At 47.6% G+C, this 15719-nt stretch carries 16 protein-coding genes and 1 tRNA gene; 3 read left to right on the top strand and 14 right to left on the bottom strand.

Features of this window, described 5'->3' with window-relative positions:
• Positions 1-42 precede the first annotated feature (42 nt).
• Positions 43-456, top strand: coding sequence for a hypothetical protein (locus B5D48_RS04095; RefSeq protein ID WP_023936016.1), 414 nt, complete (start codon positions 43-45; stop codon positions 454-456).
• Entirely contained in the window at positions 453-854 is a 402-nt protein-coding gene (locus B5D48_RS04090; RefSeq protein WP_023936014.1) for a hypothetical protein, read from the top strand. Before B5D48_RS04095 ends, B5D48_RS04090 begins: the two co-directional genes overlap by 4 nt.
• Positions 855-966: 112 nt before the next feature.
• Here B5D48_RS04090 and B5D48_RS04085 read toward each other — a convergent pair.
• The 11 genes from B5D48_RS04085 to B5D48_RS04035 form a co-directional block, all read right to left on the bottom strand.
• Positions 967-1051, bottom strand: a tRNA-Ser gene (locus B5D48_RS04085).
• A 51-nt stretch (positions 1052-1102) separates the two neighbouring features.
• Positions 1103-1780 carry a tRNA (guanosine(37)-N1)-methyltransferase TrmD gene (gene trmD, locus B5D48_RS04080; protein WP_023936011.1) on the bottom strand — a complete coding sequence of 226 codons (678 nt, stop codon included), beginning with the start codon at positions 1778-1780 and terminating at the stop codon, positions 1103-1105.
• A 30-nt stretch (positions 1781-1810) separates the two neighbouring features.
• Positions 1811-2836, bottom strand: a complete 1026-nt coding sequence (locus B5D48_RS04075; protein ID WP_023936009.1) for a hypothetical protein — start codon at positions 2834-2836, stop codon at positions 1811-1813.
• Between the two features lie 74 nt (positions 2837-2910).
• Positions 2911-3537, bottom strand: a complete 627-nt coding sequence (locus B5D48_RS04070; protein WP_023936006.1) for an Ig-like domain-containing protein — start codon at positions 3535-3537, stop codon at positions 2911-2913.
• 58 nt (positions 3538-3595) lie between these two features.
• Positions 3596-4906 carry a ribosome biogenesis GTPase Der gene (gene der / locus B5D48_RS04065; protein ID WP_023936004.1) on the bottom strand — a complete coding sequence of 437 codons (1311 nt, stop codon included), beginning with the start codon at positions 4904-4906 and terminating at the stop codon, positions 3596-3598.
• Between the two features lie 10 nt (positions 4907-4916).
• Entirely contained in the window at positions 4917-5834 is a 918-nt protein-coding gene (gene era / locus B5D48_RS04060) for a GTPase Era (protein ID WP_036888461.1), read from the bottom strand.
• Positions 5835-5876: 42 nt separating this feature from the next.
• Positions 5877-6875 carry a beta-ketoacyl-ACP synthase III gene (locus B5D48_RS04055; RefSeq protein ID WP_023936000.1) on the bottom strand — a complete coding sequence of 333 codons (999 nt, stop codon included), beginning with the start codon at positions 6873-6875 and terminating at the stop codon, positions 5877-5879.
• 125 nt (positions 6876-7000) lie between these two features.
• Positions 7001-7189 (bottom strand): 50S ribosomal protein L32, encoded by a 189-nt coding sequence (gene rpmF, locus B5D48_RS04050; RefSeq protein WP_023940526.1) that lies wholly within the window; start codon positions 7187-7189, stop codon positions 7001-7003.
• Between the two features lie 22 nt (positions 7190-7211).
• Complete coding sequence (locus B5D48_RS04045; RefSeq protein WP_036888415.1) at positions 7212-7748, bottom strand: YceD family protein; 537 nt, start codon at positions 7746-7748, stop codon at positions 7212-7214.
• 235 nt (positions 7749-7983) lie between these two features.
• On the bottom strand, positions 7984-9303 hold the full coding sequence (locus B5D48_RS04040) for a leucine-rich repeat domain-containing protein (RefSeq protein ID WP_023935994.1): 1320 nt from the start codon (positions 9301-9303) through the stop codon (positions 7984-7986).
• A gap of 400 nt (positions 9304-9703) precedes the next feature.
• On the bottom strand, positions 9704-10408 hold the full coding sequence (locus B5D48_RS04035) for a porin family protein (protein WP_158441703.1): 705 nt from the start codon (positions 10406-10408) through the stop codon (positions 9704-9706).
• A 715-nt stretch (positions 10409-11123) separates the two neighbouring features.
• Between B5D48_RS04035 and ftcD the strand changes: the two genes are divergently transcribed.
• The gene (gene ftcD / locus B5D48_RS04025) at positions 11124-12029 is read left to right on the top strand and encodes a glutamate formimidoyltransferase (RefSeq protein WP_023935986.1); all 906 of its coding nucleotides are present in this window, start codon (positions 11124-11126) and stop codon (positions 12027-12029) included.
• Positions 12030-12118: 89 nt separating this feature from the next.
• Here ftcD and B5D48_RS04020 read toward each other — a convergent pair whose 3' ends face one another.
• From B5D48_RS04020 to B5D48_RS04010, 3 genes are read right to left on the bottom strand one after another with little or no spacing between them, the layout of a single operon-like run.
• The gene (locus B5D48_RS04020) at positions 12119-14698 is read right to left on the bottom strand and encodes a zinc-dependent metalloprotease (RefSeq protein ID WP_023939569.1); all 2580 of its coding nucleotides are present in this window, start codon (positions 14696-14698) and stop codon (positions 12119-12121) included.
• A 29-nt stretch (positions 14699-14727) separates the two neighbouring features.
• Entirely contained in the window at positions 14728-15261 is a 534-nt protein-coding gene (gene cobC / locus B5D48_RS04015; protein WP_023939568.1) for an alpha-ribazole phosphatase family protein, read from the bottom strand.
• Complete coding sequence (locus tag B5D48_RS04010) at positions 15258-15677, bottom strand: S4 domain-containing protein (RefSeq protein ID WP_036888418.1); 420 nt, start codon at positions 15675-15677, stop codon at positions 15258-15260. Before B5D48_RS04010 ends, cobC begins: the two co-directional genes overlap by 4 nt.
• Positions 15678-15719: the final 42 nt, after the last annotated feature.

Below are 15719 nucleotides of genomic sequence, written 5' to 3'. Positions count from 1 at the left end.
TCGTCCGCTAGACAAGAATTTGCATCTGACGGAACGTGGGCAATGTCGGACTGGACAGAGCCTGTGCGAATCACAGGCAAAGACGGGAAAGAAGGAGATAAGGGCGATAAAGGAGATAGCCCGGTGAGTGTGTTTAGGGGGGGATACAAATCTGGCATCACATATTATGGCAATCCAACTCGTCGAGATATTGTGAAGTGTAGCGGAACGTACTACATCGCCAAGGTAGATGCAGGCTCGTTCAGTGGCGTTACTCCGAGCTGCACAAGCAGCAAGTGGGATGATTTCGGAGCGCAATTTTCTTCTGTTGCAACAGGACTTCTACTCGCAGAAAATGCGAGCATCGGGGATTGGTTCTTGAGTGGCGGAAAAGTAGAAAGGAGATACAACTGCAACGTAGCAAGCTTGATTCCGTCTCGTTGTCCGCACATAAAGAGAGTGCGTTCGACGGGATGACAGAAGCAATAAGGAAGAGCCAAAGACGTGCAAGCGTTACGGAAATAGAGTTCTATCATAGTGACAGTGTGCTCTACGAAGTGTCGATAGATAATACAGCCCTCGACGTATCTCACATAAGGGGGCAGCCCATCAAGTCGATACGGCAAACAACCGTCGAAGAGTTGGTGGAGAACAAGGAAAAAGAATCTGAAAGCTCAACGAATAAGGAGGCGAGAGAAAAGGCTGTCATACGCAAAGAAACGAAGTCCGGGCAGAAGAGGACAGGAACGAAAGGGTTCCCACGCCGAGGATACATTTACGCCACTTTGTTTGCCATAGCTTCCATATACTTATTTCACAAGCCAATCAGGAGCCTAATTAAAAAGCTTCTGAAAAGAAAAAGGAAAATACCTTGACAGGCAGGTATAAGATATAAAACAAATGCCCTGAATGTTGTGTTCGGGGCATTTGATTTGTATGTGCATCCGTGTACATTGTTTGTAACTCCTTGAAAACCAAGGTTTATTGCGGAGGGACAGGGATTCGAACCCTGGGTGCCCGAAGACACAACGGTTTTCGAGACCGCCCCGATCGACCACTCCGGCATCCCTCCGAATTTGATTGTATTTGCAAATTTAGAGCAAACAGTACAACTCTCAAAATGTTATTTACCCAGCAAGTCCGGGCGTAGTCTTCGAGTTCGTTCTTCTGCTTGTTGTATGCGCCAGTTGGCAATGTTTGCTTCGTGTCCGCTAAGCAGAATATCGGGGACTTTCCAACCCTTGTATTCTGCCGGTCTGGTATAGATAGGAGGAGCGAGTAGATTGTCCTGAAAAGTGTCTGAGAGAGCACTACCAGCATCCCCAAGTACTCCGGGTATAAGACGTACGATTGCATCTGTCATGATTGCAGCCGGCAACTCTCCTCCTGTGAGTACGTAGTCGCCAATGGAAAACTCTCTGGTGATGAGGTGTTCTCTGATTCTGTAGTCGATCCCTTTGTAGTGCCCACAGAGAAAAATCAGATTATTCTTTAGGCTCAATTCGTTGGCCACGCCTTGAGTGAAGCGTTCGCCATCGGGGGAGGTGAAAATGATTTCATCGTATTCCCGCTCTGCTTTCAGAGCCGATATACAGCGGTCAATCGGTTCTATTTGCATCACCATGCCCGGCTCTCCTCCAAAGGGGTAGTCGTCCACTCGTCGCCACTTATTCGTAGAGTAGTCGCGTAGTTGATGGATGTGCAGATCCAGCAACCCTTTGTTTCTGGCGCGACCAATAATAGAGCAACTGAGTGTTTGCTCTATCATCTCGGGGAGTACGGTGAGAATATCTATACGCACGATGTCGGGTATTGTTGATGGAGGAAGGGTTTAGCCTTTTGGAGTGTATTGCTCCAGTACGATTAGCCCTCGCGAAGAGTTATCCTTGTATACTGATGGCAGGGTACTTGATCCGAAGGACAAGCGAATCCCTTGTTTGGTGTTTGTGTAGCTGAGAACAAGTCCGGCCGGATTGGAGGGAACTTCCTTGTTTGGCTCATAGCCGGCTTCTTGCAAAATGCCTTGCCAATGAGGGTTTATCTTAGGTTTTTGCTCTGTATCCAAAGTGTATAGGAGGGAAATGTCAGAGAGGTATATCTCACTTTGTAAGAGCTTTTTGTCCGAATCGAGTAGATAGGCTCTGGACAAAAGAGGAGCTTCCTTTGCTGTATCGAAAATGATGGTTTGCTCCGAAATTCCCAGAAAAACAGATCCCAAAGCTGTTTCATAGGAGTAGATCTCCGTTGGAGAGGCTCCCCATTGCGTGCAAGCTACAGGAATTTGGCGCAAGAGACGAATCCTTTTTTGTATCGGCTCCATACCAATCACAGCTGACAGCCTGCCTTCCAGCAGTTTGGAATCAAGAGAGAGACGACAATTCTTTTCGCTGTTCACAAAGAAGAAAGGCAGTTTGGCTGTTGTTTCCGGACTGAATCCGGCTTTGCGTAGTAGAAGTTCGAGATGAGGATTTGGCATTGTGCGCAAGCGGTCTTCAGAGACTTGCAGTACCAGACTGTAAGGGACGGCCAGCAGCCGTGACCTGACTAAACTGTCTCCTTCCATGCTGTACACACGATAAGGTACCTGTTGGTCGGAGGTGGTGAAGCTCAGATCCGAAGGAGATCCGAAGATATCTATGGTAGAAGCTGTCCCTCCGTTGTCTTTCTCCGCCTGTATCAGAACATCTGCTTTGGCTCCCCATTTATCGTAGAGAAAAGGCAGAGAGCTGAATGTCTTAGTCTCGATAGAGGGATAGGGAGTGGGGTTCGGTTGGGGTATTTCCTCTTGCTTACCCTTGCAGCCTGCAAGCAAAAACAGGAGGAGCAGGGCTGCTGTGATTTGGAGTTTCTTTTCCATAGTTCCGAGAAGTTGAGTTGTCGCTGGTTCGGGTCAATAACCTTCTAAATTTCTCTCTTAGAGATGATCAGTTCTTATTTACCGGAAGACTTACCTTCTTCCGGACCGTTGTAGACGATTACTTTAGCTTTGGACGAATAGCTGTTGATACGAGCTGTTATCTCCGTTTCCCCAGCTTTATGCGCCGTGATAAGGCCTTCTTTGGGGTTAGCAAACGATGCGATCTTCTCATCGGCAGAGCTCCATTTGATTTCCCCATCATAGACGGAGGGAACTACTTTGGCCTGAAACATTGCTTGTTTGTTCACATTGATTCGCAGGACCTCGGGGGAGACTTGTATCCCCGATGCCGGCACATCATAGCCGACCGTTAGGTGAAGTTCTCCTTTGGGGCCATCGGCTGCCGTGGCCGAGATAGTCGCTTCTCCATCGCTCATAGCCAATACTTCTCCTGTCGGGAAGACAACCGCTACAGCTTCGTTGCTGCTCTGCCAATACAGAGGATCTTTTTGTCTGCAAGGAGGGTCTATGTGCACTCTGGGCATGAATTTCTTGCCCGCAGCAATGGTTGTATCAGAGGGAGCAAGGGAGACGAGCTCGACCTTTGCCTCCTCTGTTGTCCCCCCACATCCGGCCAGTAGTGCGATAGCAGATGCAGATAGTACAACCTGGTACAAAAAGGCGTTTCTTACTTTGATCATAGTGAATAATGGGTTCTAATGTTCGCTTTTGTCGGATAAGGCTTCGTGACAGGGAGATTTACTTCTCCCGCATGAAGATATTGATAGGGATGCCACTGAAGTCCCAGTGTTCTCGGATCTTGTTTTCCAAAAAGCGTTTGTATGGCTCCTTGACCCATTGTGGCAGGTTGCAGTAGAAGACAAAGGTCGGAACGGCAGTCGGCAGCTGTGCTACGTACTTGATCTTGATGTATTTGCCTTTCCATGCTGGTGGAGGGGTTGCCTCAATTATGGGCAGCATGATCTCGTTTAACTTATGAGTCGGGACACGGGTCGAACGTCTTTTGTACACATCTCCCGCAGTCTCCAATACCCTGAATATGCGTTGTTTTTCGAGAACGGAAATGAAGATGATGGGAAAATCGACAAAAGGGGCAAAGCGTGCCTGTATGGCCTCTTTGAAAGTCCGTATGGCTCCATTGCTTTTGTCTTCTACCAAGTCCCACTTGTTTACACACACCACAAGTCCCTTGTTGTTGCGCCGTATCACCCCGAATATATTCACATCTTGGCTCTCCACTCCTCTCGTGGCATCGAGCATCAGTATGCATACATCGGAGTTTTCTATGGCACGTATGGAGCGTATTACGCTGTAGTATTCGAGATCTTCGTTTACCTTCCCCTTTTTTCGGATGCCTGCTGTATCTACCAGATAGATGTTTTGCCCGAATTTGTTGTATCGGGTGTAGATAGAGTCTCTTGTCGTCCCGGCAATGTCGGTGACAATATGCCTATCCTCTCCCATAAAGGCATTTATCAGAGAGCTTTTCCCGGCATTGGGGCGGCCGACTACTGCCACTCTGGGCAGCTCTTCTTCCGGCCGTGAATTTTCTTCTTTCGGTAGCAGCTCTATGATCTTGTCCAAGAGTTCACCTGTGCCTGATCCGTTGATCGCAGCAATGGGGTAGGGATCTCCCAAACCCAAACTGTAGAACACAGAGGCTTGCGCATGCAGAGCAAAGTTGTCTGCCTTATTGGCAACCAATATCACCGGTTTGCGACTTCGCCTGAGGATTGTAGCTACTTCGCTGTCCAAAGAAGGATCGGCCACTTCTACGTCTACGACAAGGAGAACCACATCGGCTTCGTCCACGGCTATGCTTACCTGAGAGTTGATACGATCCTCGAATATATCCTCCGAGCCGACTACCCAGCCCCCAGTATCTACGAGAGAGAACTCTCGATCTTGCCATACCACTTTGCCGTATTGTCTGTCGCGAGTTGTCCCCGCAACCTCCGTGACGATGGCTTGCCTGGTTTCTGTAAGGCGATTGAAAAGAGTGGATTTGCCCACATTGGGGCGGCCGACAATGGCTACTAATTTGCTCATGATATGCTGATTAGTCGTTTTGTTGGTAGCCGAAGGTATGGAGCTTCTTTTCGTCGTTGCGCCAGTCCTTTTCTACTTTGACATACAGTTCCAAGAAGATCTTTTTGTCGAAGAATCGTTCCAGATCTTTCCGTGCCGTACTGCCCAGTTTTTTGATTGCAGCACCTTTGTGCCCGATGATAATTCCCTTTTGAGACTCACGCTCCACGACGATGATTGCACGGATACGTATCAAGTCCCTTTCTTCGCGAAACTCCTCTACTTCGACCTCTACCGCATAGGGAACCTCCTGTTGGTAGTAAAGCAAAATCTTCTCCCGAATGATCTCTGTCACAAAGAAGCGTGCCGGTCTGTCGGTGAGAGCGTCTTTGTCGAAATAAGGAGGAGAGAGGGGGATGAGGGATTCTATACGCTGTTTCAGTGGCTGAATATTGAATTTATTGGTGGCGGAGATAGGGAGTATTTCTGCCTGAGGCAAAAGGGTATGCCACTGCTCTACCAGCTGCTCCAGTTTGTCTTGAGTGGTGAGGTCTATTTTGTTGATAACCAGTATTACCGGGCATTTAGCTTTGGCTACCAAGGAGAGAAACTCGCTGTTCTTCTCATATTTCTCTATCACATCGGTTACGTATACCAACACATCCGCATCGCTCAAGGCAGATCGGCTATAGGCCAACATAGACTCTTGGAGCTTGTAGTTGGGTTTGAGTACCCCGGGAGTGTCGCTGTATACGATCTGCATCTCTTCAGTATTGACGATACCGAGGATGCGATGTCGTGTTGTCTGCGATTTGGATGTGACAATGGAGAGTCGCTCGCCTACCAGCAGGTTGGTGAGAGTGGATTTTCCCACATTGGGATTGCCAACGACGTTGACAAAGCCCGAGCGATGCCCGGGCTTGACGGAATGCCGGAGCGAGTCCGGCATATTGTCGTTTTGTATGGTCTCTTGGTTTTCTGTCATCGGTTCTTATTTGGGATCGTATGCCCATTTGAGGTAGACGGCTGCCCACGTAAACCCGGCTCCGAAAGAAGTGAGTATGAGGGTGTCTCCCTTATGTAATTGCTTTTCCCACTCCCACAGACAGATGGGTATGGTGGCGGAGCTGGTATTGCCGTATTTCTCTATGTTGATCATCACTTTTTCTTGTGGCACCTCCATCATGCGTGTCACGGCATCGATGATGCGCAAATTGGCCTGATGAGGAACAACCCAGTCTATATCAGCATGGGTGAGTTTGTTGCGTCGCATCACTTCCAAACAGGCTCTGGACATATTTACCACAGCGTGTTTGAAGACCACAGCTCCTTCCTGATATACGTAGTGTTCTCTGTTGTCTACAGTCTCGTGCGTAGGGGGCTTGGCCGAGCCTCCAGCTTTCATGATCAGGTTGGTTTTCCCTACACCATTGCTATGCAATACTGAGTCGATTACTCCCAAGTCTTCTTCTGTTGGTTCGAGCAAGGCGCACCCGGCACCGTCACCGAAGAGGGGTAGCGTAGTGCGGTCAGTCTTATCTATTACCGCAGTCATCTTCTCTGTTGCAGCGATAACCAATCTTTTGTATCGCCCGGAGCGGATATAGTTGGCCCCGGTCTCCAGAGCATAGAGCCAGCTGGGGCAGGCACTTTGCAGGTCGAATGCAAAAGCGTTGGTGCAGCCACACTCGTGCGCCACGATACTTGCCGAGGGCGGAAAGTGATAATCCGGAGTATTGGTGGCTAAGATCAGCCCGTCTACGCTTTTGGGATCTATGTCATTTTTTTCGAGCATACCACGTACGGCCTGAATAGCCAGATAGCTGGCTCCTTTGTCGGGATCGGTGAGCACGCGTCTTTCCTTGATCCCTACGCGGGTCATAATCCATTCGTCCGAAGTATCTACAAGCTTTTCGATATCGGCATTTGTGAGCTTGTCTTCGGGTAGATAAGCTCCGACAGCTGTGATGGCAGCATTGATCGTTTTCATATAATATACGTGTCTAAGGTACGTGTGGTACAAACCTCCGCTAAGGTAAAAAAAAGCCCCGACCACCCCAAATGGGGAAGCCGGGGATTGGTATTTGTCTCATCGACAGGGTCAAGACCCTTCGTTTAGACAGTTTCTTCTACCTTCTCGATGGCCAACTTACCACGGTAGTAACCGCAGTCGTTGCATACGGTGTGATAGATGTGCCAGGCGCCACAGTTAGGGCATTTTGCCAATGTCGGCATCTGGGCATGGTCGTGCGAACGGCGTTTGCCCTGTCGCATTTTCGACTGTCTTCTTTTGGGATGTGCCATAGTTTTATGTTTTAATTGTTAATCAGTCTGAAATGTTTTGCAGGCTCCTGAGTACTTCCCAGCGAGTATCGCAAGTAGCACCCTCTTCATTTGGTTGCCCCCCTCTGCTTGCTTCCATTTGTCCGAGGCGACGCAGCATCTCCGGATCGCATTCGTCTTCGGGATGCATGCGTTGCAGGGGGAGGGATAGCTCTATGTATTCGTAGAGCAGCCAGCCGAAGTCCAGCACTGCTTCTGTCATCGGCAGTACCAAGACCTCTTCGCTCTCCTCCTCGTAGTGATCGCCGAGCTTGACTACCAAATGGGCTGTCGTATTGACAGGCCAAGTCAGGTCGCCAAGGCAGCGGTCGCAACTGATGAGGACTTCTCCACAGAGGTGAAAATGGAAGTCAAAGAGTCCCGCTGTTTTCCGCATCTGAATGTGCGCCTCCACTCGGCCGGAGCGAATCTCTGCCATGTCGGGGGATGCAAAGTAGGCATCATCCAGCAATAACCGTTCTTCGTAGGAATCTTGCTGTATCGACTTTAGATCTATACTGTATCTCGATCGTTGCCTCATTCGTTTTTGCGTAAAATCAGGGGCAAAGGTAGTTATATCGAACCAATAACACAAGGGTGTTTTGCGCTTTTTACGTATTGCACATCCCGGTATTAAGTGCAACATGATGGATAAACGAAGACCGGCCAGAGACTCTCCCAACCGGTCTACTCAAAAGCATGTTTGAGCCTGTTGTGCGAAGCCAAATCTTCTATAGCCCCTTCGCATGGGCTCCAAAATGGCAAGCTTAGTTGCCTTATTGACTTAGCAGAATGCGGTTATTGCTACCTCCGTTGTAGTCATAGACTACCCAGTTCTTTGCCTTGATTGTGGCAATATCGCTTTTCGGATAATGGTTTTGCTCATTGAAATCTTGGCTGTCTATCACAATCAACAGCCCTGCATTTTTTTTGTCCTCCCTGTTTGCTAATCCTACCACAAGTTGGCTCATGGCTTTTCCTCGTATTTGATTGGAGTGGCAGCACAGCCATGTCAGTTTTGTATTCTTGCTTACATCCAAGCTTGTCAGGGAGTTGGAGGAGCAGCGCAATTCTGCAAGCTCAGCATTCTTGCTTACATCCAAGCTCGTCAGGGAGTTGGAGGAGCAGTCCAATTCCGAAAGCCTTGCGTTCTTGCTTACATCCAAGCTCGTCAGGGAGTTGGAGGAACAGTCCAATTCCGCAAGCCTTGCGTTCTTGCTTACATCCAGGCTTGTCAGAGAGTTGGACTGGCAGGATAGCCACATCAGTTCTGTATTTCTGCTTACATCCAGACTTGTTAGGGAATTGGCCTGGCAGGACAGTGTTGTGAGTTTTGTATTCCTGCTTACATCCAAACTTGTCAGGAAGTTGGAGGAGCAGTCCAATATTGTGAGTTTTGTATTCTTGCTTACATCCAAGCTCATTAGTTGGTTGGAGAGACAGAACAACGACTCAAGTTCTGTATTCTTGCTTATATCCAAGCTCGTCAGGGAGTTGAAGTGGCAGGACAATCCTGTAAGCTCTGTATTCTTGCTTACATCCAAGCTCGTCAGGAAGTTGGAGTGGCAGGACAATCTTGTAAGCTCTGTATTCTTGCTTACATCCAAGTTCGTCAGGGAGTTGGAGGAGCAGTCCAATGTTGCAAGCTTCGTGTTCTTGCTTATGTCCAAGCTCGTTAGGGAGTTGGAGGAGCAGTCCAATTCTGCAAGCTTTGTGTTTTTGCTTATATCCAGGCTCGTCAGGGAGTTGGAATAGCAGTCCAATTTTGTAAGCTCTGTGTTCTTGCTTACATCCAAGCTCGTCAGAGAGTCCGGATAGCAATACAGCTCTGTAACCTCTCCGTGTATGGAAATGCTTGTTTGAGTCAGGGTGTATTGTTTATATTTCCCAAATACCGGTTCCTCTTTCACGCCATCAATGCGGATGGGTGCTTTGCCTCTGATGACTAATGTGATTTTTTCTCCAACCTGCTTGCTTGTGGTCATTGTTATGACCGGATCTTCATGTGCCAAAACTTGCGGAATACTCGAGGAAAAGCCTCCCAATGGGAATAAAATAAGTGCAAGTAGTGCGCCCAAAAAACTACTCTTTTTCATGACAAGTCTCTTTCCTTATATATCGAATATTTATCCTTCTTTCTTTTCGCCTTCCTTATATCGGATAAGGAAAGACTGCGTTCTGATACTCCCGGAACTGTGATGCGATATAATGCTGAAGCAAATTTAGGAAGAAGTATTCGAAGAGAGTTCTATACGAGAGTTTCTTTCTATGTTGCGCATTCCGGTATCGAGCGCAACACAACAACAGATAAGCAAAGACCGGTCGGGGGCTCCTAACCGGTCTTCTCAAAAGTTTATTTTGCGTCGCACTTACACTTGGAAAGTGCACTTAGTATTCTTATGTCAAATTAGCTTATATAGCGAGTCTATTTGTATTTGAATGGCAGTGATTAAAATAATTGTTTTTTTGTAGTGTTATTTCTCACAATGCTTTATCCTAAAAATTATAACCGATACTAAAGGTTATATTCATCGGATTTAGTCTTTGTTGTGTTGTAGAATAGGAGATAAGTCCTCCATCTTCAAGAACAGCCTGCTTTTGTGCCTCAAGCGAGAAGTTGAGGTGTTCGTTTGCAGCATAGTCCAATGCAAGTAAGAAACCTCCCATAATTTTCTTAAATCCAAAGACCTGCTTCTCGAATCCCCTATTATCCTTGAAGGATACTGTTTTGAACATATCCACGTACAGGGTTTTGTCCGACAGATTCGTTTCTACTTTCTTATTACCCCATAGCCCGAAATCGAAGAAACAACCGGCGCGGAGAGTAAGAGCCGAACGATCCTCAAGATTAAATCTGACACCGGCGGAAAGAGGTAAGTTCAGGAAAGTCCCACGGAAAGAAACATTGTTTGTGGGGTCGCTGGTTACTGTTGTTGTTGGGATTTGCACTTCTGCGCCTACCGATGATAGAGCCAATTCGCCTTGGAGCACAGGTTGGATTGTATTCTCCGGCATAAATGCATAGGCATAAGAAGCTCCTAAGCGAGCCGACACGCCGGCCACGGACTTAACATCTTTGTTGGGGAAGCTATAAACACCGACCCCTGCTTTGAAACCTACAATTGACTGTGCTGAAAGGGTGCATGCACCGAGGAACGACAATAATAATGCCGTCAATTTAAGTTTAATTGGTTTGTTCATAAAAAAACTTTTTTGATCCATTCGAAAACAAAGGGATCTCTGCCATGTGCATTGACTAAAAATTTGTGCGAAGGTAGAAAAAATATTCGACGTCATGACAATGATATTCAATCGTTTCCTCTTTTTTTCTCATTTGATATTGTTGTACGGACCCAACAGGGCAAGAAAATCCGATTTTGCAATTGTCCGGGGAAAGCTCCCTTTTTTATGTTGTTGGAGTGTGTATGTTTTTAAAATTTTGGTCGTAGCAAAAAAAGGAAAAAGAGAGGGGAAACAGGCTGTGTACAGGGGCGAATAGTTCCCCCTCTTACGCCTCTTATATGGCCCTCTCAAAATGCCGATGAATAGGGCGTTCTGGAGGGGTCGATTTTTTCTCCTCAGAGAAATTTTGCTAACACAGGAGAGAGCAAATTTTTTCTCAGGAGAGAATTTTCGTTCTCTCCCGTGTCAGCAAAAAACATCTCCTATGGGTATCAAAAAGGAGAGGAAAAAAACGGTCGAAACAGCCCTGATTTGAGCAGAAATAGCGGCATGGAAAGAAAATAAATCAACACGGAAATAAACAAAACAACACACCTTGGGAGGAGCATATTTCTGAAACTTGAGAAGCCTCGAAAACGTAGAAGTTGCACTTAGTTTATCGGGCGAAAAGCGGTACCTTAGCGCAAGTTTTTAATACCAATCTGATAAAATCATTATTCAAGAAACCAGTATTATGGCAACTCAATCCAAAATTGTACAGTGCGTGCCTAATTTCAGTGAAGGGCGTAACAAGGAAAACATCGAGAAGATTGTCAATCCTTTCCGCACACGTCAGGGTGTGAAATTGCTCAACTACAGCAACGACGAAGACCACAACCGTTTGGTAGTGACTGTTATCGGTGATCCCGAAGCAGTGACAGAATCTCTCTACGAAGCTATTGAGCAGGCTGTACAGTTGATCGACCTGAACAAGCATCAGGGACAACACCCCCGCATGGGAGCCGTAGACGTAGTGCCTTTTATCCCTATCCGCAATATGGATATGGACGAGGCTATCGCTTTGTCTAAGGAAGTGGGTGCAGAGATCGGCAAACGCTTCGGTATCCCCGTGTTCTTGTATGAAAAGTCTGCAACCGCTCCTCATCGTGAAAACCTTGCCAAGGTACGTAAGGGAGAATTTGAAGGAATGGCAGAGAAAATACACGAACCCGAATGGTTGCCTGATTTCGGTCCTGCCGATCGTCATGCTACAGCAGGTACCGTAGCCGTGGGTGCGCGTATGCCGTTGGTTGCTTACAACGTAAACCTGAATACCTCGGATGTTGCTATTGCCGATGCAATTGCCAAGAAAGTACGTCACATCGGTGGCGGTCTGCGTTTCTGCAAGGCCATGGGCGTGGAGCTGACGGATCGCAATATCGCTCAGGTATCTATGAACTTGACCGACTACAGCAAGACAGCTATCTATCGTGCACACGAGTTGGTGCGTATCGAAGCTCGTCGCTATGGTGTAGAGATCGTAGGTGCTGAGATCATAGGCCTTGTACCCATGATGGCGCTGGTAGATGCAGCTGCTTACTACCTCGGTCTAGAAGATTTCTCTATCGAGCAGGTGCTTGAATATCGTATGCTGGAGTAGTCTATTCTTCGGCTATATACAAACAGAGAGGGAGCACTACCGATCGGTACTGCTCCCTCTCTGTTTATGTGAGTTTAGCTTCTTTCCTCTTAGAGGTTTTTGCCGGAAAGGGCATTGTCTATGCGCATGATCTGATATTCGTAGTGTGCACGCAGAGCCTTATCTGTTGCGTTCTTACGTGTTGTGTAGATACGACGAATTTCTTTGAGTTGCTTCATCCAGAGCGGAGCTATCACGTGGGTTGGTATGGGGCGATAGGCAATGGTGATACGAGCAAAAGACTGTGCCATATCGTTTGCGTTGGCTCCCTGTCTGTAGCCAAGAGCGCAGGGGAGTTGCTCTTCTTTGAAAAACTTAGTTGCCAAAAGCTCTTCTTCGTCTTGCAACCTGTTTGATCCAGACTTTTCTTCCTTCACCAGACCAGAGGCTTTCAGCATCATTCCGATGGCCAGGGCTTCTATATCTATATCGGCTGAGCTGAGTTTCTTGCCTTTGATAGAGGGTTCAAAGAGCACTTTTACGGCATCGTCTGTATAGTCGCTCAGGGCATAGCTGTTTTCTTCACCCGACAATTCACTTTGATAGATACGCATAAGAGCCGAAGGGTTGAAGAAGGCTCGTACAATAGAAGCTCGTAGAGACGGGTGTACGTAATATTCACCATTGGTAAACACTGCTTGTTGCTCTGGAGTGATCAGCCAAGTGTGGAAAGTACGTGCTTCGCGTGCAAGCCATTTCATTGCCTGCAATTGTTGGCTGCGAGGTACATAGGTGTAGGCTGTTTGTTGGTCTCCCTGTCGGTTCTCATTGAATATGATACCGCCTATATAGGGCTTTACGTGGCTGATGTGTCGGAAGTATTGACCTATGATTTCTCCGTAGATCTCATGTATGTCGTCGTATCTCTTGTCTCGTTCCATGAGCCATTCGGCAGCATTTTTGCTGATGATCTTCAGGTTGCTGATGGAGAGATCTCCGGCTTTTAGGTGATCATTACCCAAGTCCTCCATTTGATCAGTCGGGTCTATGGTGTGGGGGAATTGCTGGGCTCCGAAGGTGTACATCGGGTCATCGGCCTTCTCCATAATCCATTTGTTGAGTGTCGGACGCTCATCCTCAGCTGTTTGAGCTTCGGGGATTAGGCGATAGCCCCACCGGATGGCATGTATGTCGTAAACGCCAAGGACGGGAGGGGTGAGGGATACTCCACGCTCCAAGTCTCCGGGTTGGGCCACAAAGTTGTTGCGAGCATAGTCCATAATACTGGGGGTCGTACCATACTTCTGAGTAAATCCGGGGTTGCGCAGGCTGTCGATAGGAAAACTGTAGCTGGCTCCCATATTGTGCATTAGCCCAAGCGTATGCCCTACTTCGTGCGAGGTCACATAGCGTAAGCTCTTGCGCATCACCTCGTCGTCGAAAACCGGTTTGCGTACCTGTGGGTCTACGGCTGCGGTTTGGGCAAATCTCCATCTGTGCACAAGACTGATAACATTGTGATACCAAATTACATCGGCACAGATGATTTGTCCGGATCTGGGGTCTACATAGCTCGGCCCCATTGCATTGGCTGTTGAGGTCGTTGCATATTTGATACAGCTGTATCGAATATCATCGGGATCGAAGTCTGGATCGTCTTTGGGATAATCCTTTGCTTGGATTGCATTCTTGAAGCCAGCTGCTTCGAATGCGATGTTCCAATCTTCTACGCCCTGTTTTACTATCGAACGCCATTTGTCGGGGAAGGCAGAGTCTACATAGAATATGATAGGTTTGATAGGCTCCACCAGTTCTCCTCGGAAGTAGGCAGCCGAGTCTTTGGGTTGCAGATCCCAACGATGGATAAGAGCATATTTTTCTACCTTATCTCTGTCGGTCGTAAAATGCTCTCGGAAAGAGCGGAAGAAACCGACCCGGTTATCCTGCAGGCGCATGCGCACTGGTTTTTTCGGCAGAAGCAGAATGGAGCGGTTCATCTGCAAGGTATAAGGCTGTCCCAACGGTTTGATTTGATAGGTCAGTAAACTCTTGATCTCGATATTTTGAGGGAAGACCTTTACCCCCATCATGTTGCTGGCAGATTTGGATAGCGATCCTTGTATATATCTGCTTTGCATGGCCGGAGGGGCTGTGACGAGCGGAGACAGGCTCTTTTCATCGGAGGTGAAAAACTCGGTTACTTCGATCAACACATTCCCATCCTTGGTATCGACGATGGGGAAAGCTTTGAGGATTGGATCGAGGAAATTGCGCTTGTAGCTGGGCTCTATCGCATCCCCCTGGCGTACCGTGCTGAGGTATTGAGAGCGATGCAAGTATACATTGGTATTGTCTTTGCTGAACCGGATCAGAAAAGGATTGATATTCATTTGCCCGGCCACCACTTCATTGGTTTTGCTGGTAGCTGCTACACGGCTTGCCAGGAGATACTCTCTGGAAAAAGCCGAATCGGGAAGGGCGAAGTAGAGCTTGTTTTTCTTGGTAAAGTAGACAGAGAAGGGGCCTTCTTGTTTCTTTGCATCTGCAATAGCCTGATCGAATTTTGAAGGAGCTTTGACTTCCTTTTTTGCCTTTGCCCGAGCTGCCTTGGATCGGCTTCGACACGAGGTCATAGGCAAGGCCATGGCTGCACACAGAGCAATCATGGCCAACATCTTTACTTTCTTCATAAATGTATTTTTAATGAGTGGTTGTTTTTTCAGAATTCAATGGGAGTCACCGAACCAAATCCCGGCAAATGCTCGAATGCCTGCTCAAGAGTGAAATCTCCGACGGCAGCCCGGGCGCAGTTGATGATCCCTCCATGACAGAACACAAGGATTGACTCATATCCTTTGGCTTTCTGTTCTCGTAGAAAATCGATCACTCGGTTTTGCTGATCCGTGAGAGACTCTCCTCCCGGTACTCGGTCGTGGAGATAACGGTGGAAAAAATGAGCTACATCGTGCTCGTATATGATCTGATTCCATGGCCGAGTCTCCCATTCTCCGAAGTTGAACTCTTTGAGACGGTCATCTTGTATTGCATCGGGATAGCCACAGTAGTCGGCCAACTTTCTGGCACGTTTGAGAGGACTGGTGAAAACGGCCGAAAAAGATCGGTCGCTGATCAGTTTCTTAGTCACTTCGGCTTCCTGCTCAAAACTTTCTCGCACATCCACGTCCGTTGCACCGTAGCAAACCACGTTCCCATCGAGTAAAACAGATGTGTGCCTTACTAGATATACTTTCATTTCTTTTGTTTTCTGATTTTGCGATTTAGTTCGGCGTAGGGACTCTCCCGGTTCTCGGTTTCAAGCCGCTCTTTGTATTTGTGCCTGCGCTTATTCTCCGGATTGTTTTTGCTTTTGGAGCGAAGAGATGCACTTTTGGGGGAGATGTATGTCCTCTCTGCCTTTTGTTTTGTGTTTTTGTGGGAAGGTTTTTCGATGGCTTTTCGGTAGGCTTCTGCGGCCGAAAGCTCTTGGATCAGTTCGGCTACGGGCAGCTCTACATCATCCAGCAGTACGGTGTCTTTCTCACAAACCTTGTCGGAGAGAGAGGCTCGTTTCCCGTTGATGTAGATGCGTCCTTCCGTAATGTAGGCTTCGGCCTCCCGGCGAGAACCTAATCCGGATTCGCTGATTAGCTTGTTTATTCGGATCTGCATATATCGAGACAAATAGTTTTTCTATGATGGTGGTTGTATGAG

The sequence above is a fragment of the Porphyromonas crevioricanis genome, from assembly GCF_900167225.1.
Lineage (GTDB): Bacteria > Bacteroidota > Bacteroidia > Bacteroidales > Porphyromonadaceae > Porphyromonas > Porphyromonas crevioricanis.
The sequence above is the reverse complement of the archived record's forward strand: the minus strand, read 5'-3'. Positions and strand labels throughout refer to the sequence as shown.

Coding starts and splice junctions, on each gene's coding strand:
- B5D48_RS04055 (WP_023936000.1), bottom strand. CDS start 6,875: ATGAAAACGATCAATGCTGCCATCACAGCTGTCGGAGCTTATCTACCC.
- B5D48_RS04020 (WP_023939569.1), bottom strand. CDS start 14,698: ATGAAGAAAGTAAAGATGTTGGCCATGATTGCTCTGTGTGCAGCCATG.
- B5D48_RS04040 (WP_023935994.1), bottom strand. CDS start 9,303: ATGAAAAAGAGTAGTTTTTTGGGCGCACTACTTGCACTTATTTTATTC.
- B5D48_RS04010 (WP_036888418.1), bottom strand. CDS start 15,677: ATGCAGATCCGAATAAACAAGCTAATCAGCGAATCCGGATTAGGTTCT.
- ftcD (WP_023935986.1), top strand. CDS start 11,124: ATGGCAACTCAATCCAAAATTGTACAGTGCGTGCCTAATTTCAGTGAA.
- B5D48_RS04045 (WP_036888415.1), bottom strand. CDS start 7,748: ATGAGGCAACGATCGAGATACAGTATAGATCTAAAGTCGATACAGCAA.
- cobC (WP_023939568.1), bottom strand. CDS start 15,261: ATGAAAGTATATCTAGTAAGGCACACATCTGTTTTACTCGATGGGAAC.
- rpmF (WP_023940526.1), bottom strand. CDS start 7,189: ATGGCACATCCCAAAAGAAGACAGTCGAAAATGCGACAGGGCAAACGC.
- B5D48_RS04095 (WP_023936016.1), top strand. CDS start 43: ATGTCGGACTGGACAGAGCCTGTGCGAATCACAGGCAAAGACGGGAAA.
- B5D48_RS04075 (WP_023936009.1), bottom strand. CDS start 2,836: ATGGAAAAGAAACTCCAAATCACAGCAGCCCTGCTCCTCCTGTTTTTG.
- B5D48_RS04090 (WP_023936014.1), top strand. CDS start 453: ATGACAGAAGCAATAAGGAAGAGCCAAAGACGTGCAAGCGTTACGGAA.
- der (WP_023936004.1), bottom strand. CDS start 4,906: ATGAGCAAATTAGTAGCCATTGTCGGCCGCCCCAATGTGGGCAAATCC.
- B5D48_RS04070 (WP_023936006.1), bottom strand. CDS start 3,537: ATGATCAAAGTAAGAAACGCCTTTTTGTACCAGGTTGTACTATCTGCA.
- B5D48_RS04035 (WP_158441703.1), bottom strand. CDS start 10,408: ATGAACAAACCAATTAAACTTAAATTGACGGCATTATTATTGTCGTTC.
- era (WP_036888461.1), bottom strand. CDS start 5,834: ATGCCGGACTCGCTCCGGCATTCCGTCAAGCCCGGGCATCGCTCGGGC.